The organism is Fusibacter sp. (assembly GCF_057447755.1).
The window spans coordinates 1-19,654 of record NZ_JBVBZF010000004.1 but is presented as its reverse complement, the minus strand read 5'-3'; the positions used below and the strand labels follow the sequence as shown (position 1 = coordinate 19,654).

Below are 19,654 nucleotides of genomic sequence, written 5' to 3'. Positions count from 1 at the left end.
ATTGAAATTAAAAGCTTTATCAGTCTTTTGTTTTTTTTATAATGTTACGAAAATGAAAAAAATGATGAACAGATGTTCAAAAAAACTCAAACTATAGACATTTGTTCGACGTCTTTGCTATAATCACCATAAGCAATCCAAGTGTTGCTTCCCGGGATGTCAAATTTATTCTAAATAATTTAGGGGGTAAGAATTAATGGAACAACTGGTCTTTCTATTTCAAGAGTTTGTTAATAAATTTCTAGGTCAAGCACCACTTTTAATGGGTACAGTGGTCTTTATAGGTTATTTGCTACTTGGTAAAAAAGTTTATGAATCAGCAGCAGGTTTTATAAAAGCATATGTTGGTTTTAAGATCTTACAAGTAGGTACTGGCGGCTTGGTTGCCGTGTTTAAGCCAATCATCGAATCCTTAACAGCAAAATTTGGACTTTCGGCATTTGTAATTGACCCTTATTTTGGTCAAACATCTGCACAAGAGGTTTTGGATTCAGTGGGTTCCCTTCAGTATGTGGGCTATGTTATGTTAATTGCTTTCGCATGGAACATTTTCCTTGTGGCTTTTAGAAAGCAGACCAAGGTGAGAACATTGTTTATAACTGGCCATATCATGTATCAGCAGTCAGCAGTATTACTTTGGGCACTTTATTGGGTATTGGAAGGGGTTGCTGGCGTGGCAGTTACAATGCCTGTGGTTGTTGTAACAGGATTTTTAATCGGAACCTATTGGTCTGTTATGTCCAACCTCATTATTGAAGCAACTCAAGAGGTTACGGATGGTGCAGGCTTCACAGTGGGCCATCAACAGATGTTTGGCGCATGGCTTGCCTATAAAATTTCTAAAAAAATTGGCAACAAAGCACATTCAGTGGATCATGTGGAAATGCCAGGCTGGCTTTCAATCTTCAACGACAATATCGTATCGAATGTAATTTTAATGACCGTATTTGTGGGTAGCATTATGGTTATTCTTGGTCCAGATTCTTTTGAATACAGTAAAGCAAAGTATTGGTTTGGGACTTATGTATTTGAAACAACAGCTTATTTTGCGGTTTATATCACCATAATATTAACAGGTGTCAGAATGTTCGTTGCGGAGTTAACAGCATCATTCAATGGTATTTCAGATAAACTTTTACAGGGCTCAGTGCCAGCGGTTGACTGTGCCGTAACCTTTGGTTATTCGCCAAATGCACCAACCTATGGTTTTATCTTTGGATTTTTCGGTCAATTAATTGCAATTGGTACACTTGTGATCTTAAAGTCACCAGTTTTAATTATTGCAGGTTTTATTTGTTTGTTCTTTGACAATGGTACATTGGCTGTATTTGCAAATGCGGCAGGCGGTAGAAGAGCAGCTGCAATTATACCTTTCTTTGCAGGATTGATTCAAGTACTAGGCTCAGCACTCGTGTTAACGGTTTTAAAAGGGAATCCAAATGTAATTGGATGGATGGGAATGTTTGACTGGGCAACCTTATTCAGTGGAACAACATTATTGACTAAGGCATTTGGTATTATCGTGCCGATTGCAGCAATTGTCCTAATGATGATTATACCTCAGCTTCAATATAAGCGTCATCCAGAAAATTATTTTACAACCATGAGAGAATAATAACCTTCTGAAGATTCCGAGATTATTCTCGGAATCTTTTATATTGTAAATCATTAGTTTTCACCCAGCTTTGAGCAAGAATTTTCAAAAGCGGTTAGGTGCGGCAAATCAGGGTTTTGGCGTTAAATGATTATATACAACAAAATTTGAGCCGAAAGCTGTGATGAGAAATGTTCAATCTCAAACAGCGTCAGCGAAAATTGGTTTGAGACATCGAAGGTGGCTCAAATGTTCTTAAATACAACAAAATTTGAGCCGAAAGCTGAAATTTGGCTTGTTTAATCCCAAACAGGCTTAGTAAAAACATTCTGAAGTGACGAGAGTAAGGTGGCATTAAAATGAAAAAATTAGCAGTTTTTGATCTAGACGGTACTCTTTTAGATTCGAAAGGTAATATATCTGAAGAGCATTTGCACGCAATTCATAAGTTGAGAAAAAATGATTATGAAGTTACCATTGCCACTGGAAGACCTGAAATATTAATCAGGGAATATGTGAAGAAATTGGGGATAAAGATACCCATAATAACTTGTAACGGGGCTGTTGTAGGAAACGCCATAAGCAATCAGTATTTAGCGGCATCTTATATACCAAAAGATAAGGTAAGGACAATCATTGATTACTGTATAGACCACAAGCATTTGGTGATGGCTTATACCAATCATGCGATTTATTCAGATATGAATGAACGTGTGGCTTTTTTTATGAACAGAAATCAATCCTTAGCTGAGGATGAAAAAGTGACTTTTGTATTGGATATAAAAAAAGCTTGTTCACAAGATGTTTTTAAGCTGTTGATTATTGAAAGGGATTTAGAAAAATATACACAGCTAAAAAAGACCTTTGAGAAAGAGGACCTTCTTGAAGTGGTTCAATCTAATCAAGCCTTTCTGGATATTATGCCGAGCGGTTGTTCTAAGAAAACGGGTCTTGAATGCTTGCAAAACCACTTTGGACTTTCGACGCTGGATCTACTTGCTTTTGGAGACCAGTACAATGACATCGAGATGCTTCAATATGCTGGTGTTTCAGTCGGAATGGGAAATGCAGTTGAAGCTGTTAAAGAGATTGTTGATCATGTAACCTTGACCAATAATGAAAACGGAATTGCATATGCAGTCGGCCATTATATATTAAAACAAGTGAACAAATGTTCAAAAACACCGAGCAGAATTGACAAATGTTCAGCCGGTGGGTAGACTAATGATATAAATGTTACGCAAAAGAAAAAGATGGAAGTGAGGCAAAACGATGGTCAAAGGATTTCAATTAGATGAGACGTTGGTAAATTTTATAGAGGGTGCAGATACATGGGAAGAGGCCATAAAAATCTCCGCAAAGCCACTGGTAGAACAAGGTTATGTTTCAGAGGCATATGTGACTGCTATGATTGATTCTGTAAATGAACATGGTCCCTATATTTGTATTGCACCTGATATTGCACTGCCACACGCAAGGCCAGAAGCTGGGTCAAAAAAGGTGGGCTTTAGTATCTTAAGAGTATCTGAACCTGTAATTTTTTCAGAGGCTGAGGAGCATCATTCAAGGGTATTGATCACTTTATCGTGTGTAAATGCTGAAACACATCTCGAAATGCTTCAAAATATCGTAATGGCACTTTCTGATGAAGATAAAAACAAAGCACTTTTCAGTGCAAAGACAGCCAAGGAAATCGTTTCGATTTTTAATGAGTGATTCTGCGAATCTGCACAAATAGATGACAATAGGAGAAAAATATGAGCAAAGTTAGTGAGATTACAAGAGAGAAATGGATATTAAGTACTTTTCCTGAATGGGGAACATGGCTTAATGAGGAAATAGAAAATGAAGAAGTTAAACCAGGTACGGTAGCTATGTGGTGGTTAGGCTGTACGGGCTTATGGATTAAAAGTGAGGGTGATACCAATATCCTCATTGATCTTTGGGTTAAGACAGGCAAGAAGTCTTCTAAAGAGGGTATGATGAAGAAACAGCACCAACATCAGAGAATGATTGGTTGCGAAAAACTTCAACCCAACCTTAGAAATGTGCCATGTGTCATTGATCCTTTTGCAATCAAGAAACTGGATGCGGTTTTATCAACACATGACCATGGTGATCATATTGACGAGAATGTTGCTGCGGCGGTTTTGCAAAACTGTGATGAAACAGTGCCTTTTATAGGGCCTCAAGCGTGTGTTGACTTATGGGTTAGCTGGGGTGTTCCAGTTGAAAGATGTATAGTGATGAAGCCTGGCGATATCATTAAGATTAAGGACACAGAAATTGTTGCACTGGATTCGTTTGATCGAACAGAACTTGTAACGGCACCTAAGGGGGTTACACTTAAGGGAAAAATGCCTCAAGAGATGGATTTATTAGCAGTGAACTATTTGATCAAAACCCCAGGTGGCAACATCTATCACAGCGGCGATTCACACTATTCAAATTATTATGCAAAACATGGGAATGACCATACCATCCATGTGGCACTTGGATCTTATGGTGAAAATCCAAGAGGTATGACGGATAAAATGACATCAATTGACATGCTTAGAATGGCAGAATGTCTAAATACAGAAGTTGTTATTCCAATCCACCATGATATCTGGACCAATTTTATGGCGGACCCAAAGGAGATTTTGACCTTATGGCATATGAGAAAGGATCGACTCAAATATCAATTTAAACCTTTTATTTGGGAAGTAGGTGGCAAGTTTATTTATCCAAACGATAAGAATGCACTGGAATATCATCACCCTAGAGGATTTGAGGATGCCTTTGCAATTGAACCGGATCTACCTTTTATTTCAATGTTATAGAAAACTACAATCAACTGTTCAATAATCATAAATTTGAAAGTGAGGCGTTTAAATGTTAAAAGTATTAGCGGCATGTGGAAATGGAATGGGCTCTAGTCTTATCATTAAAATGAAAATCGAGAAAGTTTTAAAAGAGATGGGGCTTAAGTTTGAAGTTCACCATTCAAGCGTTGGTCAAGCAAAAAGTGATGCGAAAAACTTTGATCTCGTTTTGGTTTCTCAAGCCTTTGTCAAAGAATTTAATGTGACAAATAAAACCAAAGTGGTTGGACTGGTTAATTTACTCTCCGAGCAGGAAATCAAGGAAAAAGTCACAAAAGCTTTGGAGGAGGAAGTATGATTCCAAAGTTACAGGTAGCACTGGACAATACCTCTTTGGTGGATGCACTAGAGGCTATTAGAGATATTGGCGATGTGATTGATGTTATCGAAGTGGGTACGATTTTACATGTGGCAGAAGGACTTGAACCGGTGAGATGCTTAAGAGCACTTTATCCAGAAAAGACTATTTTAGCAGATATCAAGGGGGCAGATGCAGGCAGCTTGCTTGCGAAACAGTGCTTTGGCGCAGGTGCAAACTGGATGACGGTTATCTGTTGTGCTGAAATTCCTACCATGACTGGCATGCTTTCTGTTGCAAAAGAAATGGGAAGTGACAAGGATGTTCAAATTGAACTCTATGGGGATTGGACATTTGAACAGGCCAACCAGTGGCGAGATGCTGGTCTAGAACAAGTTGTGTATCATCGTTCAAGAGATGCTCAAGCTGCAGGTGTCAACTGGGGCCCAGCTGATATTGATAAAATTAGCAAGCTATGTGAGATGGGTTTCAAGGTGACCGTTACAGGTGGCTTGGCGCTTGAGGATATCAAGTTATTTTCAGGGCTTCCTATTTATTGCTTTATTGCAGGTAGAAGCATTAGAGACGCAGCAGTTCCAAAAGATGCGGCTAAAGCGCTCAAAGATGAAATCTTGAAGTACTGGGCTTAGTGGAAAGAGGTTTTCATGAGTTTAAGAGAAAATCCAATCGGTATTTATGAAAAAGCAATTCCCAATCACTTTAGCTTTGAAGAAAAAATAAAAATCGCAAAAGAAGCAGGTTATGACTTTATGGAAATTTCAATTGATGAAAGTGATGAAAGACTTTCAAGATTGGAGTGGTCAAAGGACGAAAGACGACAGCTTAGAACAATTATGGACCAGGAGAATTTTCATTTTCTATCCATGTGTCTGAGTGGTCATAGAAAATATCCCTTTGGAAGTCACGACCCTAAAATAAGAGAAAAAGCAAAATGGATTATGAAAAAAGCCATTGAGCTTGCCTCGGATTTAGGCATCAGAAATATCCAGTTGGCAGGTTACGATGTCTATTATGAAGAACAGGACAGTGCAACTGAGCAATGGTTTGTTGAGGGTTTAAAAGAGGCTGTAAAAGAGGCGGCACGCGCAAATGTCATGCTGTCTATAGAAATAATGGATACACCCTTTATGGGGACTATAAAAAAGGGCTTGCATTATATAGAACAAATTAAGTCGCCATGGTTAAAAATCTATCCAGATTTGGGAAACTTGACACAATGGAGTGATATGCCTGAACTTGAGCTTGCGCTTGGGTTTAAGGACATCGTTGCCATCCATCTTAAGGATACCAAACCAGGTAAATTCAAATGTGTGCCATTTGGTGAGGGTACGGTTGCCTTCAGTATGCTCTTTAACACACTAGAAAAGCTCAATTATCAAGGGCCCTTTTTGGTTGAAATGTGGGCAGATGAGACAAATTCACAAACAACGGAGACGACACTAAGGCAACTTATAGATGCAAAAGCTTGGCTATATGAAAGGATGTGTGGCTAAATGCTAGAGGCATTAAAACAAACTGTTTTTGAAGCCAATCTTGAATTGGTTCGTCAGGGATTGGTAATCTATACTTGGGGAAATGTCAGTGGCATCGATCGAGAGGCTGGATTAGTTGTCATTAAACCCTCTGGTGTTGATTATGATAAGATGACGGTGGCTGATATGGTTGTCGTTGATCTGGAGGGGAACGTCATCGAAGGCAGCCTTAAACCCTCATCAGACACACCGACGCATCTGGCCCTTTATAAGGCTTATGATCAAATTGGGAGTGTGGTTCATACCCATTCTGAGTGGGCAACCTCATGGGCGCAATCCGGCAGGGCTATTCCATGTTATGGCACCACGCATTCAGACTATTTCTACGGTGAAATCCCATGTACACGCAAACTAAATGAAACCGAGATCAAAGGCAACTATGAATATGAAACTGGAAATGTTATAATTGAAACGATCACAAACAAGGGATATCAAGCAGTTGAAGTCCCTGGTATTATCGTTTTCAACCACGGTCCATTTACATGGGGAAAAAGCCCAAGGGATGCGGTTCATAATGCAAAAGTGATGGAAGAAGTCGCTAAAATGGCTTATAGAACAGAGAAATTAAACCGTGACATTGATGCGATCGACCAGTTCTTATTGGATAAGCACTACTTGAGAAAACATGGTAAAACAGCCTACTATGGGCAATCAAATAAATGAAATTAGGTGATGATGATGGATCAAGATGAAAGACAATTATTAATTGAAGTATCGATACTCTACTATTTAGAAGGAAAAACTCAGAGCGAAATTGCAAAAGAGCTTTTTCTCTCTCGTCCTAAGGTGTCGAGACTTTTAAAACGCTCTCGCGAACTCAATATTGTAGACATCAAGATTAATTATCATAGTGATGAACTTGCCAATCTTCAAAGTGATGTCATGAGAACCTTCAATATTCCAAAAGTAATCGCGGTGAGAACACTTGAAAAGAATGAAGACACCCTTAGAGAAATTGGAAAAGCTGGTGCTTTTGAGTTAATAGACAAGGTAAAAGAGGGCATGACAATCGGAATATCCTGGGGAAGATCAGTGAGAAATACGGTCAATCAATTGCCAAATAAAGCCATTAAGGATTTAAAGATTGTTGAGTTGTTCGGCGCCTTTAGTTATGACATGGACGATACGGATATGCTCAGTATTGGCAATCTACTATCCTCAAAGTTAAACGGCAGATTTTTCCCATTGCCAGCACCCATCTACATGCCAGATAAGCAAACGAGAGAAATTTTAATTGCTAACCCTGTGATTCAGCAATCACTGAACATGATTAAGAATTGTGATCTTATCCTATCTGGTATTGGGGCAATCGATAGCCGCATACCTGCTGTGCTCTGGGATGTTTACGTTGAAGGCAATACACAGGCTAGAATAAAGGAAAATGGCGGTGTTGGCTTTATCTGTGCTCACTTTTTTGACGACCAAGGACGATTCTTGGATTTGGATGTCAATGATAATGTCATCGGCATTCAGACTAAAGACATCGAAAAAAATGAAAATATTTTATTGGTGGCAGGTGGTCCAAGCAAGGCAAAGGCAATTTTAGCAGCTTTAAGGGGCGGTTATATCAACACACTTGTATCAGACCATGAAACACTTGAAACCATTTTGGAACTAAACCGTAAAAAGTAAATGCTTAGGAGGCAATGTGAAACTTTCTGGAATAGCTGCCAGCCAAGGGATTGTCATTGGCAAGGCGTATCGATATGAAAACAAACCACTTAGCTTTGAAATGCATCATAATGGCGACTCTGCTGGAGAAATAGAACGCTTGGATAGGGCTTTTTCTGCAGTCAGTAAGGATATTCAAGCGCTTTCTGAAAAAACGAGATTGAAACTGGGGGCAGATCATGCGGCAATCTTTGAAGCCCATCTTGAGATCCTGAAAGACCCTTCGTTGCGATGGGAGACCCTTCAACGCATTAATGATGAAAAGGAAAGCGCTGCAAATGCATTTTCAAAGGTCAGCCAGTTTTTTATAGATATGTTTGAAAATATGGAAGATGCCTACATGAGAGAACGTGCTGCTGACATCAGAGACATTTCAGCACAAGTTGTGAATGCAATTTGTGGTGTGAACCTTAAATCGATTGAGTCAATTGATGAGGAAGTTATTTTAATCGCTGAGGATTTAACGCCATCGGATACAGCCAAGCTTGATAAAAACTTTGTAAAGGGCTTTGCTACAAATATTGGCGGTAGAACAAGTCATAGTGCAATCATGGCGAGAACCTTGGAAATACCTGCAATTGTAGGTACAAATACGGTTCTTCAGGACACCAGTGATGGCGACATCATTATATTAGATGCGGTAAAGGGTGAACTCTTTATTAATCCTTCACCTGAAGTTAAGGCAGAATATATTAAAGCAATTCATGAATTTGAGGTTCAAAAGAAGAGGCGTCAGTTATTTGCGGGTCTTGAAACCCTCTCTTTAGATGGAGTGCATGTTGAACTCGCTGCAAACATAGGGGCACCAAAGGATTTAGATAAAGTCTTAGCCAATGGCGCCGAGGGCATAGGTCTTTATAGAACAGAATTTCTATACATGGATCAATTAGAGGTGCCAAGTGAAGAAATTCAATATGAAGCATATAAAAAAGTACTTGAAGGTATGGGACCAAAGCCAGTTGTAATCAGGACTTTAGATATTGGTGGCGATAAAAAATTACCCTATCTACCCCTCCCTGATGAGCTTAATCCCTTTCTTGGACATCGTGCCATTAGATTGTGCCTTGACCGATTAGACCTATTTGAAACTCAAATAAGGGCTTTGCTAAGAGCAAGTGTACACGGTAATTTAAAAATAATGTTTCCAATGATTGCGACTATTGAGGAGTTCAATAGAGCCAAGGCCTTTGTATTAAAGATAAAGGACAAGTTAAAGGCAGAGGGCATCGCTGTTAGTGAAAATATTGAAATTGGCATTATGGTGGAAATACCATCAACAGCAGTTATGGCAAAGCAATTTGCAAAAGTCGTTGATTTCTTTTCAATAGGCACCAATGATTTAATTCAATATACTTTTGCAGCAGACAGAATGAATGAGCAGGTAGCCTATTTGTATCAACCCTATCACCCGGCATTATTGAGTTTGATTCAAAATGTCATCCAAGCATCTCATGAGGCAGGTAAATGGACGGGGATGTGTGGTGAAATGGCTGGCGATTTAATTGCAATTCCACTGCTTCTTGGTCTTGGTCTCGATGAATTTAGCATGAGTGCAAGCAGCATTTTGCAAGCTAGAGAGCTTATTTCAGGCTTGAAACAAAGTGAAGTAAAGGCATTGGTCCAAAAGGCGCTAGAATTGGATTCCAATGAAGCGGTCAAACAACTAGTTGAAGCCTTTCTTGAGAATCAAAAGTAAATCATAACAAAATATAAGAAAAGTTTATGATGTTAAAATGAAAAAAGAGGTGGCAAATGAAACAATTAAAATTTGTTATTGCAGATCCAGCAGGACTTCATGCCAGACCTGCTTCAGTTTTGGCAAAGGAAGCAGGACGCTTCCAATCTGATATTAAAGTTAATGCAAATGGCAGAATTGGCAATTTAAAATCAGTACTGGGTATAATGTCATTGGGCATTCAGAATGGCCAGACTGTGGAAATCAGTGTAGAAGGTGCAGATGAAGGTGATGCGATAGCGGCAATTGAGAGCCTTTTGGCATCAGAAGGTCTTGCATAATATATCAATAAGCAATCAATGATAAATGAACACATAAATATGGTGTTCATTTATTTTTTTAAAAATTAACTGAATATTGCGACAACTTCTATATTTTTTAAAACAAGTAGGCTATAATAAAATTATGTACAGAAATCTGTACAATATAGTTTGTTAATAAACAAACGAACATCGTGAAAATGAATATGGGGAGGCGTTAAAATGATTGATCAAGTTGTAATTGACGGAATACTGGGTGCTTATCAGTACGATTCAGTAAACTTATTACAAATCTTACTCAAGGTTCAATCTGTAGAGGAGGAAAACTACATCTCAGAGGAGGTGGCGACCTATGTGGCACATAAGCTCAATATACCCTTGAGTCGAGTTTACGAGGTGGTTACCTATTTTGCAGCCTTATCTCACAAACCACAGGGGAAATATGTAATACAGATCTGCAATACGACTGTTTGTAAACTCAATGGTTTTAATGATGTTTTGGAATGGTTTAAGGATACCTTAAAAGTCAATGCAGGTGAAACGACTTCAGATGGCCTGTTTACGATTAAACTGACACCATGTATTGGGGCTTGTGATGTATCACCGGCAATCAAGATCGGTCATAAGGTCTATGGTAATTTGGATAAGGAAAAAGTAGAGGGCATTATTAGTGCGTTAAGGGGGAACATGTAATGAACTTTATCACTGCAAACTTCGGAAAATATGATGGTAAGTCGCTAGAGGCATATCTCAAGCTTGACGGCTTTAAAGCGCTCAAGAAGGTCATTGAAATGGGACCACTTGCGGCTATAGAGGAGATTAAAGAATCTGGCCTGCAGGGGCGTGGCGGTGCTGAGTATCCCACAGGTCGTAAAATAGAACAGGCACGCGTGGAAAAAGGGGATCGTAAATTTGTAATCTGCAATGCAGATGAAGGTGAACCTGGGACCTTCAAGGATAGGGAACTGTTGAAAAATGATATTTATCAGCTTATAGAGGGCATGGTCATTGTGGCATACTGTACCAACGCCAAAGAGGGTGTGATCTACTGCCGTGAAGAATACGATTGGATGCATGAACAGATATGTACTGCAATCTTGAAGTGTAAGGAGGCTGGTTTTTTAGGCGAAAATATACTAGGACAAGGCTTTGATTTTGAATTGTCTTTGTTTTCAGGTGCCGGTTCTTATGTCTGCGGTGAAGGGTTTGCCATGTGTGAGAGCATGGAAGGTAAAAGTGGCAGGCCACGGTCTAAACCGCCATATGTAAAGCAGGAGGGTTATCTAAATTATCCGACTTTAGTCATTAATGTTGAAACGCTTTCTGCGATCACGGCAATTTTGAAATTTGGTACGACCATGTTTGTCGATTTGGGAAGTCCTGATTGTCCAGGTACGAAAGTTGTGAGTGTTTCTGGCAAGGTCAATAAGCCTGGGGTCTTTGAAGTCCCTTTTGGAACGCCAATTGAAGAAATTATCCAATTGGCTGAAGGCGTAAAAGATGGGAAAAATGTTGGCTTTGTGCAGATTGGAGGGGCATCAGGTGGTATCCTTCCACCAGAATGCTTGTCTACCCCCTTTACCTATAGAGCGCTGAAAGCCAAACAAGTGAGTGTAGGCTCAGGTGCCATTGTGGTTGCAGATGAAGACGATTCCATAATAGATTATTTGGAAAATGTAGGCCAGTTTTTTATACACGAAAGCTGTGGCAAATGTGTGCCGTGCAGGGAGGGTAATCGTCAGCTTGAGATTATACTTGGAAAGCTTAAAGCAAAAACAGCAACCCTGTCAGACCTAAAAATGTATCAGGACATTTTAGATATGATGTCTGAAGCATCGCTTTGCGGCAGTGGCAGGACTGAACCGGTACCCTTTAAGACGGGATACCAGTATTTTGAAAGTACATTTTTAAAAAATATCAGATAAAGTAGGGGGCTTTAAGGATGAAATACTGTGATGTTACAATTGATGGAATCAAGATTACAGTGCCGGATGATATGTCTATTTTAGAGGCTGCAAAGCAAGCGGGTATTTTAATTCCAACGCTTTGTCACCTGAAAAATGTAAACGGCATTGGTGCGTGTAGAGTTTGTATCGTTGAGACCAGCGGTGGTAAAGTTCAAACAGCTTGTAGTTATCCAGTTTCAGAAGGCTTGATGATAAAGACCAATACGCCTAAGATAAGGGACAAGCGAAAAACGATTTTAGAGATGATTATTGCCAATCACAATGCAGAATGTACAACTTGTGTGAGGTCACAATCCTGTGAACTACAGAATTTGGCCATGATCTACGGTATTGAAGACAGTCATTTTAAGAAGCACTTCAATGCAGAACCTGTGGATACTTCTTCACCGTCCATTGTTAGAGACCAGTCTAAATGCATCTTGTGCGGCCGTTGTGTCTCAGTCTGTCAGAACCAGCAAGATGTGGGTGCACTTGGCTTTATCGGCAGAAGTGTGGACATGCATATAGGGCCTGCTTATGAAAAACAACTTGCTGAATCTGATTGTATCAACTGCGGTCAGTGTATAGTGAATTGCCCAGTGGGAGCGCTTAAAGAGAAGGATAATATAAGCGACGTTCAAAATGCAATTGACGATCCTACCATGACGGTGATTGTTCAAACCGCCCCGGCAGTAAGAGCCGCAATTGGAGAAGTCTTTGATTTGCCAATGGGGACACCTGCAACTGGCAAAATGGTGGCATCCCTAAGACGACTTGGATTCGACAAGGTATTTGATACAGATTTTGCAGCAGATGTCTGCATATTAGAAGAAGGCACAGAACTTCTTAACAGAGTTAAGGCAGGGGCACACTTGCCATTAATTACAAGTTGTTCACCAGGCTGGATCAAGTTCGCAGAAACCTTTTACCCAGAGCTAATTCCACATATCTCATCCTGCAAATCGCCTCAGAATATGATGGGAGCCTTGCTCAAGAGCCACTATGCAGAATTGAATGGCATTGATCCTGAAAAGTTGAAGGTTGTATCGGTTATGCCGTGTACAGCGAAAAAGTTCGAAGTGGCACGTGGTGAGCTTGAGGTGGATGGCATAAGAGATGTAGACTACTGTATCACCACCAGAGAACTTGGCCGGATGATAAAAAAAGCAGGGATTGATTTTAAATATCTATCAGATGAAAAATTTGATGATTTCTATGGGGACTCAACTGGAGCTGCTGTCATATTCGGTGCGACAGGTGGTGTCATGGAAGCGGCAATCAGAACAGTTGCAGATATCATGAACGGCACTGAGATCAAGGAGATCGATTATACGGTTGTGAGAGGTGTGCAGGGGGTTAAAGAGGCTAAAATTCAAGTGACACCAGAATTCACTGCAAAGATTGCCATAGCACATGGTGGCAAGAATATCAGAACGGTTATGGAAAAGTTGTCAAAGGGTGAATTGAAGGATTATCACTTTATAGAACTCATGGCTTGCCCAGGCGGGTGTGTAAACGGTGGGGGTCAACCTATAGTGGACGCAAAGGGCAAGATGCATATGGATGTTAGGGTAGAAAGGGCAAAAGCCCTCTACCATGAGGACGCCAATGTGCTTCACTATAGAAAATCTCATCACAATCCATCGGTAATGAAGCTTTATGAAACCTATTTGGATGCGCCAAACAGTCATAAGGCACATCATCTTTTGCACACGTCTTATCAAAGAAGAGATTAGTGATCAGATTGTTTGTTCTCAATAAAATATAAAATATAATAAAAGCGCTCAGTGGCCTCGGGAATCAAACCGAGTGGCTATTGAGCGCTTTTTTGTAAAAGAACGTCTATTCAATGAGAATATTGTAATATTTGAGCGTTACTTGTCTATAAAGTGCCGCAAGATCATGATTTCCTGAGATTTCACATAACATGACACTCTTTTTCAAGAGATCAAGATAATCCTCTCGTTTCAGTCTAAAAGCAGAGATCCCCTTCCGATAGTAAATGTTGGCAAGGCCGTAGAGATTGTTGTGGGAAGTGGCAAAGTCGATGCAGTCATCAGCAGTTTGGATGACCTTCTTATGCTGATTGGATAGGTGATAGTTATATGCGAGGTTATTATAGACCTTTATGACCAATTTTTGAATTTTTTCTTCAAGTGTAAAGCTTTGAAGCAGGTACTTTAAACAGAACTCCAGCACTTGGTTGCTTAGGGCTTCCTGCTTGACGTCGTATAGTACGATGCCAAGAAAGAGCAAAATTCGGATTTCAAAAAAATTGTATTTGTACTTTCTAAAGTTAAAGGGTGAAAAATTTATGAGCGTCTTGTTTAGTGCTTCCTGTAAAAAACCAAAGGCTTGATTTCGCTTGACAATATTGCCCTCAAAGTAGATGCGAAGGCTTTCTAAATAAAGCTCAAATTGTTCAATTTCAAGTGTGTTGTATAGAGTATTGTCTGATAGGTTTTGGGTTTTAAACTGTGAGAGCTGAGCTTTGATATTGTTCAAGTTTTCAAGGGTATATGCTGTGATGATTTGATCGGTATGCTCATATAAGTCAGTTAGGGTTTGATTGCTTCTATAAGACTGGAGTAGTTTGAGGAGATCTTCTTTATATGCGAGCGACATCAGTTCTAATGTATCGTAACGTGGCAAGACGTTGCCGTGTTCAATTTTCCTTAAGGTATCCTCGTTCAAGCCTACGATCTCTTTGACCTGGGCTTGTGAGATACCCTGTTTCTTTCGAATTTCTTTTAATCGATTGCCAAATTCTATTAAATCATAAGAAGCAAACATTTAAAGCCTCCTGTAAAATCCCGACTGACATCGGGGTTTTGTTTAGTAGTTCTAGTTTATAATAAACATGTGCTGAATACAAGATTTCATATTGTTTTCAAAAGATAATTATCCCGATTGACATCGGGACTAAAGACTCTGTTTTCCTAATAAAATGCTATTGAAAAATACATTTTGGAGGAGAAACAATATGAAAAAGAAATTGGCTATGGTCCTTTTAGCACTTACTATTCTAACAAACGCGGGAGTTGCAACACTGTATGTACAAAATGACAATGGTGTTTTTGTTGGAGAGAGTGAGGATGTTCCGAGACTCGTATAAATTCAATAAAGTTTACCATTTGGCAGTAATAAACCTTACAATTTTAAACTTTCCAGTACTATTATAAGCATTACTGCCAATTCATAAACCTCTTTAGATTGATGTTTTCATCAGTTTAGGGAGGTTTATTCTTTTTTTGTAGGTCATTTGTTCAATGATTTGTAACAATTTGGACATGAAATATGTAAGAAGTCAAAATGGGAATGTGATAATTTGTTAGTAAGGACCTAACTATTTAAGGAAGTGGTTGAACATGAAAAATGAAAATTCACGCTTAAAACTTGAAGCCCTATTGGCAGAACTGGCGGAGTTAAAAGGAGAGTGTGCTTTTGAGCTCGTCCGTGATCTTGGTACAGATCAGTTGACCATGAAACAACTGGCTTATTTGAAAGTTATTGACGACCTTGAAGCAACGACCATAAGTAATCTTGCTGAGATTATGGCATTAAAAAAACCAACGGTTACAGAAACGGTTCATAAATTACAAAAGTTAGATTGCATCATGAAGCACCAGTGCACTATGGATGGCCGTATCTACTACATCACCTTAACCGAAAAAGGGGAGCAGTTGGCAAGACTAGACCAATTGAGCTATCGAAATTTAGTAGATGTCATCTATCAGAAACTGGAAGCTGAAGAAATAAAGACTCTGATGATATTACTTGAGAAGTTAACAAAATAGAGACTATGTGAGAGGAGGCTTTCATATGAGAAGAGAAGAAATTAATAAAACCCTGAATGTACTTGGTATAACGGATATGGTTCTTTTTAAAGGGACTGAAATCACCATAAGAATTGCTAAGGATCCCAAAAGAGATTTAGAACAAAGTCTAATGGAGGATTCCTATTATGCCCTAGGCATTACAGTGAAGAAGACTGAACCTTCACACCAATATCAGGTGGGCGATTTTTATAAAAAAGGCGTTATTTTAACAGTTAAGAGCATTAAACTGGAAAACGACTTCTATGTGCTTGACGTCATGGCACTTGAAAAAGCTAAAATAGAACAATTTTATGAGTTTGAAGGTGAATTAAAGGCATCTTATTCATTCGATGAAGATGTGGTGGATTTGGATGAAATGACTTTAAAAGAAATGCTGAAGACCATTAAGTCCTTGGTAAAAGAAATCAGTGTTTATTTCAAAGGGTCTGAACCTTTTATTCAATATATTGAAGAGCTTGATAATTTGCCGCTCTTGTGTGGTATTTTGCTACAGTACATGCAGGTTAACATCGAGGATAAGCAGGCCGTATTTGAAGCTTATAGCTACAGTGAAAAAGGGATGAAGATGATAGATCTCTTGATTAAGCAAAAAGAGCTTTATGCCTTCCAAAAAGAGATTTCAGAAAAATTTTCAACTGAGGCCAATAAGAACTATAGAAAAGCATTTTTACGTGAACAGTTAAAAGCAATTCAGGAAGAACTTAACGAAACTGAAAGTGGTTCATCGAAAAAGGATTTCAGAGAACGCATAGAGACTTCATTAATGCCAGAAGATGTGAAAAAAGTGGCTTATGATGAGCTGGCTAAATTTGAAGGTCTTTCAGCACAGAGTGCTGAGCGTAATGTTGTCGTCAATTATTTGGAATTGTTGTTGACATTGCCTTGGGGCAAGCATAAAGCAAAGGAAATTGACATAGAAGCAGCGAGAAAGATTTTGGACCAAGAGCATTATGGTCTAAAAGAAGTCAAAGATAGAATCATACAGCACTTGGCTGTGATGAAGCTCAAAAAAGAAAAACAAGGTTCAATCTTATTGCTTGTGGGACCTCCTGGGACTGGTAAAACAAGCTTGGGTAAAAGTATTGCGACAGCACTGGATAGACCTTATGTGAGAATGAGCCTTGGTGGTATTAGAGATGAGGCTGAAATCAGAGGTCATCGAAGAACTTATGTGGCAGCACTACCTGGGCGTATCATTCAGGGCATGAAAAAGGCTGGGCAAACCAATCCTGTTTTCATCCTAGATGAGGTGGACAAGTTAATGGTAGGTAACAGTGGTGATCCAGCCAGTGCCCTTCTGGAAGTCCTTGACCCTGAGCAAAATAATTCCTTCGCAGACCACTTTTTGGAAGTGCCATATGACTTATCAGATGTCTTTTTCATCGCTACTGCAAATAGTCTTAGAGGTATTCCAGGACCACTACTTGACCGTATGGAAATCATTCAGCTTTCAAGCTATACCAATCAGGAAAAATTCCACATTGCTGTGGACCATCTTGTTAAAAACGTCCTTGAAGATCATGGTTTAAGCGATTACCAATTACAATACAGCGATGAGGCCATTCTCAAAGTCATTAATGATTATACAAGAGAAGCTGGCGTTAGAGGGCTAAAGCGTGAACTTGCAGGTCTTGCTAGGGTTTCAACTGAAAAAATCGTCCTTGGAGAAGTAGATTTGCCACTTGTCATAGACGAAGCTAAGGTTGAAGAATTTCTTGGAAGACCAAAAGCAAGACATGATCAAATTGGTAAAAACAATGCAGTGGGTGTTGTTACAGGACTTGCTTGGACACCAGTTGGTGGAGACATCCTCTTCATTGAAGGCTCTTTTATGCCAGGGAATGGTCAGATGATCTTGACTGGGCAATTGGGAGATGTGATGAAGGAATCTGCAAGGATTGCACTTAGTCTTGTGAAATCAAGATTGGCATTCCAAACGACAAATTTTGAATTCGCTAAAAAGGACCTTCATATTCACGTACCATCAGGCGCGATTCAGAAAGACGGTCCTTCTGCAGGCGTTGCTCTTTTTAGTGCAATTTCATCACTTGTCCTTGGTAGAAAGGTGCCGTCGGATATTGCTATGACGGGTGAAGTAACTTTAAGAGGTATGGTGATGCCAGTGGGTGGTATTAAAGAAAAAATTATAGCAGCCCATCGAGCTGGTGTGAAAAAGGTATTGATCCCTACCGAAAATATGAAGGATTTAAAAGACGTTCCAAGTGAAGTCACTGATGCCATTGTCTTTAAGCCAATGGAGACCATTGAGGAGGTCATTAAGGAGCTCTTTGATCTAGATTTACCATCCGAGCAAGTGCTACAGGTGCCTACTTTCGGTGAGACACATAATACTTTGTAGCGGAATATGCGTCCTATAAAATACACAAAACCTAGATTTTTTAAAATCATAATCCGGACATCTACCAAATGAAAGACAATCAAATAAGCGAGTGACCTGAGACGTTTAGCCATCAGGACGCTCGCTTTTTTAAGTTTACAGTAGGAAAAGAGAAGTGAGAAGTGGCATGCTCAGTGGGCATTTATATGACACTTTAAACTAAGCTTGCAGTTCTGTTTGCATTTGCTTCATAATACCCAGCATGACTTCATCCGTTCGCATCATGCCTTCGTTGGATAGGATGCGTAAATTGTCGATGGTTCTTTCAACGGTATCGCCGATGATGCCGTTAAAGGTAGGAACACAAATATCAGCTGTGGCCAAAATAGCAGACTGAACGGCTGCCGATGCCGAAGTTGCAAGCTTTAAGGCACAACCAACCTTTGCACCATCACAAATCATGCCACTTGTATTTGCGAGCATGTTTTTTACCGTACTGTTGAGCTGTTCTTTAGTAGCCCCCATTAGCCATGCGAGTCCAACGGAAGCACCTGTACCAGCCGCTACACCACATCCGCAAAGTGCTGATAATCTGCCAATGGCATTCTTGATATAGCTGTTGACGATGTGGCTCATAGCAATAGCCCTTGCCAAATGACTTTCGTCGATATTATAGAGTTCCTTATAGGCTACAATAGGTAAAATAGCTGTGAGACCGTTGTTGCCACTCCCGTTTGAGCTCATTACAGGAAGGCTGATACCGTCCATCCTTGCATCTGAAGCGCCTGCTGTTAATATCATTGCTCTAGAAGAAAGATCGTCAGAATAGAAATTGGAATTCATGAGTGTTCGACCCACTCTCATACCCGCATCGTGGGTTAATCCGTATTCTGCCACAGAGCGATTCATGGTTGCACCTTCAATTAGGAAGGCCAATGACTCAAATGGCATACTTTCTATGGCAGTGACGATTTCAGAAATTGAGATTTCATAAAGGGGATTTTCTTCAATTGTACAAGTGTTCCCGCCTATTTCATCAAGGTGTATTTGATCATCAGAGGAAAGATAGACAAAGCGATTGTGTCTGTGCATGATGACAGCCCTCGAGGTAGATGTCGTGGTTTTTATGGTGACATCAATATCGATTTTATTAGCAGTATCCTTTATATCAAGTTTTAAAGCGCCACTTGTGATGAGTTTTTTAGCCTGTATGAGGTCTTGATCATTGACCGTAGAGAGTACTTTGAGATCGTTTTCGCTTTTGCCACTGGTAAAGCCAAGTGCTGCAGCGATGACAAGTCCTACCTCTCTAGTGCCCGGAATTCCCACTGCCAAACCGTTTTTATAAATATTGGGGCTCACAGAAACTTGTATACTTTCAAGAATTGCACGATCTGCGAGAAGTTCCTTGGCTTTTGCAACTGCAAGCGCAACGGCAACTGGCTCAGTGCAGCCCATGGCAGGGGCAACTTCTCTTTGAAGAGTGCTCAGTATTAAATTTTGAATTTCATTCGAAGTAGTTTTCATCATTTCACGCTCCCATAAATTGTGTTCTT

The 19,654-nt window shown here is 39.7% G+C and carries 19 protein-coding genes; 17 read left to right on the top strand and 2 right to left on the bottom strand.

Annotated elements, in window-relative coordinates:
• Positions 1 to 196: 196 nt before the first annotated feature.
• From AC220I_RS03400 to AC220I_RS03335, 14 genes are all read left to right on the top strand, one after another.
• Positions 197 to 1,615 carry a PTS sugar transporter subunit IIC gene (locus tag AC220I_RS03400; protein ID WP_486722414.1) on the top strand — a complete coding sequence of 473 codons (1,419 nt, stop codon included), beginning with the start codon at positions 197 to 199 and terminating at the stop codon, positions 1,613 to 1,615.
• A 338-nt stretch (positions 1,616 to 1,953) separates the two neighbouring features.
• Positions 1,954 to 2,814, top strand: a complete 861-nt coding sequence (locus AC220I_RS03395) for an HAD family hydrolase (RefSeq protein WP_486722413.1) — start codon at positions 1,954 to 1,956, stop codon at positions 2,812 to 2,814.
• 52 nt (positions 2,815 to 2,866) lie between these two features.
• Positions 2,867 to 3,310, top strand: coding sequence for a PTS sugar transporter subunit IIA (locus AC220I_RS03390; protein ID WP_486722412.1), 444 nt, complete (start codon positions 2,867 to 2,869; stop codon positions 3,308 to 3,310).
• Between the two features lie 41 nt (positions 3,311 to 3,351).
• Positions 3,352 to 4,416 carry an L-ascorbate 6-phosphate lactonase gene (gene ulaG / locus AC220I_RS03385; RefSeq protein ID WP_486722411.1) on the top strand — a complete coding sequence of 355 codons (1,065 nt, stop codon included), beginning with the start codon at positions 3,352 to 3,354 and terminating at the stop codon, positions 4,414 to 4,416.
• 52 nt (positions 4,417 to 4,468) lie between these two features.
• Positions 4,469 to 4,756: a PTS sugar transporter subunit IIB gene (locus tag AC220I_RS03380; protein WP_486722410.1), complete on the top strand. Its 288-nt coding sequence runs from the start codon at positions 4,469 to 4,471 to the stop codon at positions 4,754 to 4,756.
• A complete protein-coding gene (locus AC220I_RS03375) occupies positions 4,753 to 5,406 on the top strand; it encodes a 3-keto-L-gulonate-6-phosphate decarboxylase UlaD (RefSeq protein ID WP_486722409.1) in 654 nt (217 codons plus the stop codon). Before AC220I_RS03380 ends, AC220I_RS03375 begins: the two co-directional genes overlap by 4 nt.
• Before the next feature lie 15 nt (positions 5,407 to 5,421).
• Positions 5,422 to 6,270 carry an L-ribulose-5-phosphate 3-epimerase gene (locus tag AC220I_RS03370; RefSeq protein WP_486722408.1) on the top strand — a complete coding sequence of 283 codons (849 nt, stop codon included), beginning with the start codon at positions 5,422 to 5,424 and terminating at the stop codon, positions 6,268 to 6,270.
• The gene (locus tag AC220I_RS03365) at positions 6,271 to 6,972 is read left to right on the top strand and encodes an L-ribulose-5-phosphate 4-epimerase (RefSeq protein WP_486722407.1); all 702 of its coding nucleotides are present in this window, start codon (positions 6,271 to 6,273) and stop codon (positions 6,970 to 6,972) included.
• Between the two features lie 15 nt (positions 6,973 to 6,987).
• Positions 6,988 to 7,941 (top strand): sugar-binding transcriptional regulator, encoded by a 954-nt coding sequence (locus tag AC220I_RS03360; protein ID WP_486722406.1) that lies wholly within the window; start codon positions 6,988 to 6,990, stop codon positions 7,939 to 7,941.
• A 16-nt stretch (positions 7,942 to 7,957) separates the two neighbouring features.
• Positions 7,958 to 9,676 (top strand): phosphoenolpyruvate--protein phosphotransferase, encoded by a 1,719-nt coding sequence (gene ptsP, locus AC220I_RS03355; protein ID WP_486722405.1) that lies wholly within the window; start codon positions 7,958 to 7,960, stop codon positions 9,674 to 9,676.
• 56 nt (positions 9,677 to 9,732) lie between these two features.
• Positions 9,733 to 9,996, top strand: coding sequence for an HPr family phosphocarrier protein (locus tag AC220I_RS03350; RefSeq protein WP_486722404.1), 264 nt, complete (start codon positions 9,733 to 9,735; stop codon positions 9,994 to 9,996).
• Between the two features lie 201 nt (positions 9,997 to 10,197).
• Positions 10,198 to 10,668 carry an NADH-quinone oxidoreductase subunit NuoE family protein gene (locus tag AC220I_RS03345; protein ID WP_486722403.1) on the top strand — a complete coding sequence of 157 codons (471 nt, stop codon included), beginning with the start codon at positions 10,198 to 10,200 and terminating at the stop codon, positions 10,666 to 10,668.
• On the top strand, positions 10,668 to 11,900 hold the full coding sequence (locus tag AC220I_RS03340; RefSeq protein WP_486722402.1) for a complex I 51 kDa subunit family protein: 1,233 nt from the start codon (positions 10,668 to 10,670) through the stop codon (positions 11,898 to 11,900). The genes AC220I_RS03345 and AC220I_RS03340 overlap by 1 nt, the downstream gene beginning before the upstream one ends.
• A gap of 17 nt (positions 11,901 to 11,917) precedes the next feature.
• Positions 11,918 to 13,657 carry an NADH-dependent [FeFe] hydrogenase, group A6 gene (locus tag AC220I_RS03335; RefSeq protein ID WP_486722401.1) on the top strand — a complete coding sequence of 580 codons (1,740 nt, stop codon included), beginning with the start codon at positions 11,918 to 11,920 and terminating at the stop codon, positions 13,655 to 13,657.
• 106 nt (positions 13,658 to 13,763) lie between these two features.
• On the opposite strand, the gene AC220I_RS03330 is transcribed toward AC220I_RS03335, so the two are convergent.
• A complete protein-coding gene (locus AC220I_RS03330; RefSeq protein WP_486722400.1) occupies positions 13,764 to 14,714 on the bottom strand; it encodes a helix-turn-helix domain-containing protein in 951 nt (316 codons plus the stop codon).
• 190 nt (positions 14,715 to 14,904) lie between these two features.
• Between AC220I_RS03330 and AC220I_RS03325 the strand changes: the two genes are divergently transcribed.
• The 3 genes from AC220I_RS03325 to lon all read left to right on the top strand — a co-directional run bounded on the left by AC220I_RS03325 (position 14,905) and on the right by lon (position 18,119).
• Complete coding sequence (locus tag AC220I_RS03325) at positions 14,905 to 15,036, top strand: hypothetical protein (RefSeq protein WP_486722399.1); 132 nt, start codon at positions 14,905 to 14,907, stop codon at positions 15,034 to 15,036.
• Between the two features lie 253 nt (positions 15,037 to 15,289).
• Positions 15,290 to 15,718 carry a MarR family winged helix-turn-helix transcriptional regulator gene (locus AC220I_RS03320; RefSeq protein WP_486722398.1) on the top strand — a complete coding sequence of 143 codons (429 nt, stop codon included), beginning with the start codon at positions 15,290 to 15,292 and terminating at the stop codon, positions 15,716 to 15,718.
• Positions 15,719 to 15,743: 25 nt separating this feature from the next.
• A complete protein-coding gene (gene lon / locus AC220I_RS03315) occupies positions 15,744 to 18,119 on the top strand; it encodes an endopeptidase La (protein ID WP_486722397.1) in 2,376 nt (791 codons plus the stop codon).
• Positions 18,120 to 18,317: 198 nt separating this feature from the next.
• Here lon and AC220I_RS03310 read toward each other — a convergent pair.
• The coding region (locus AC220I_RS03310) for an L-cysteine desulfidase family protein (protein ID WP_486722396.1) at positions 18,318 to 19,654 on the bottom strand (1,337 nt) is incomplete at its 5' end.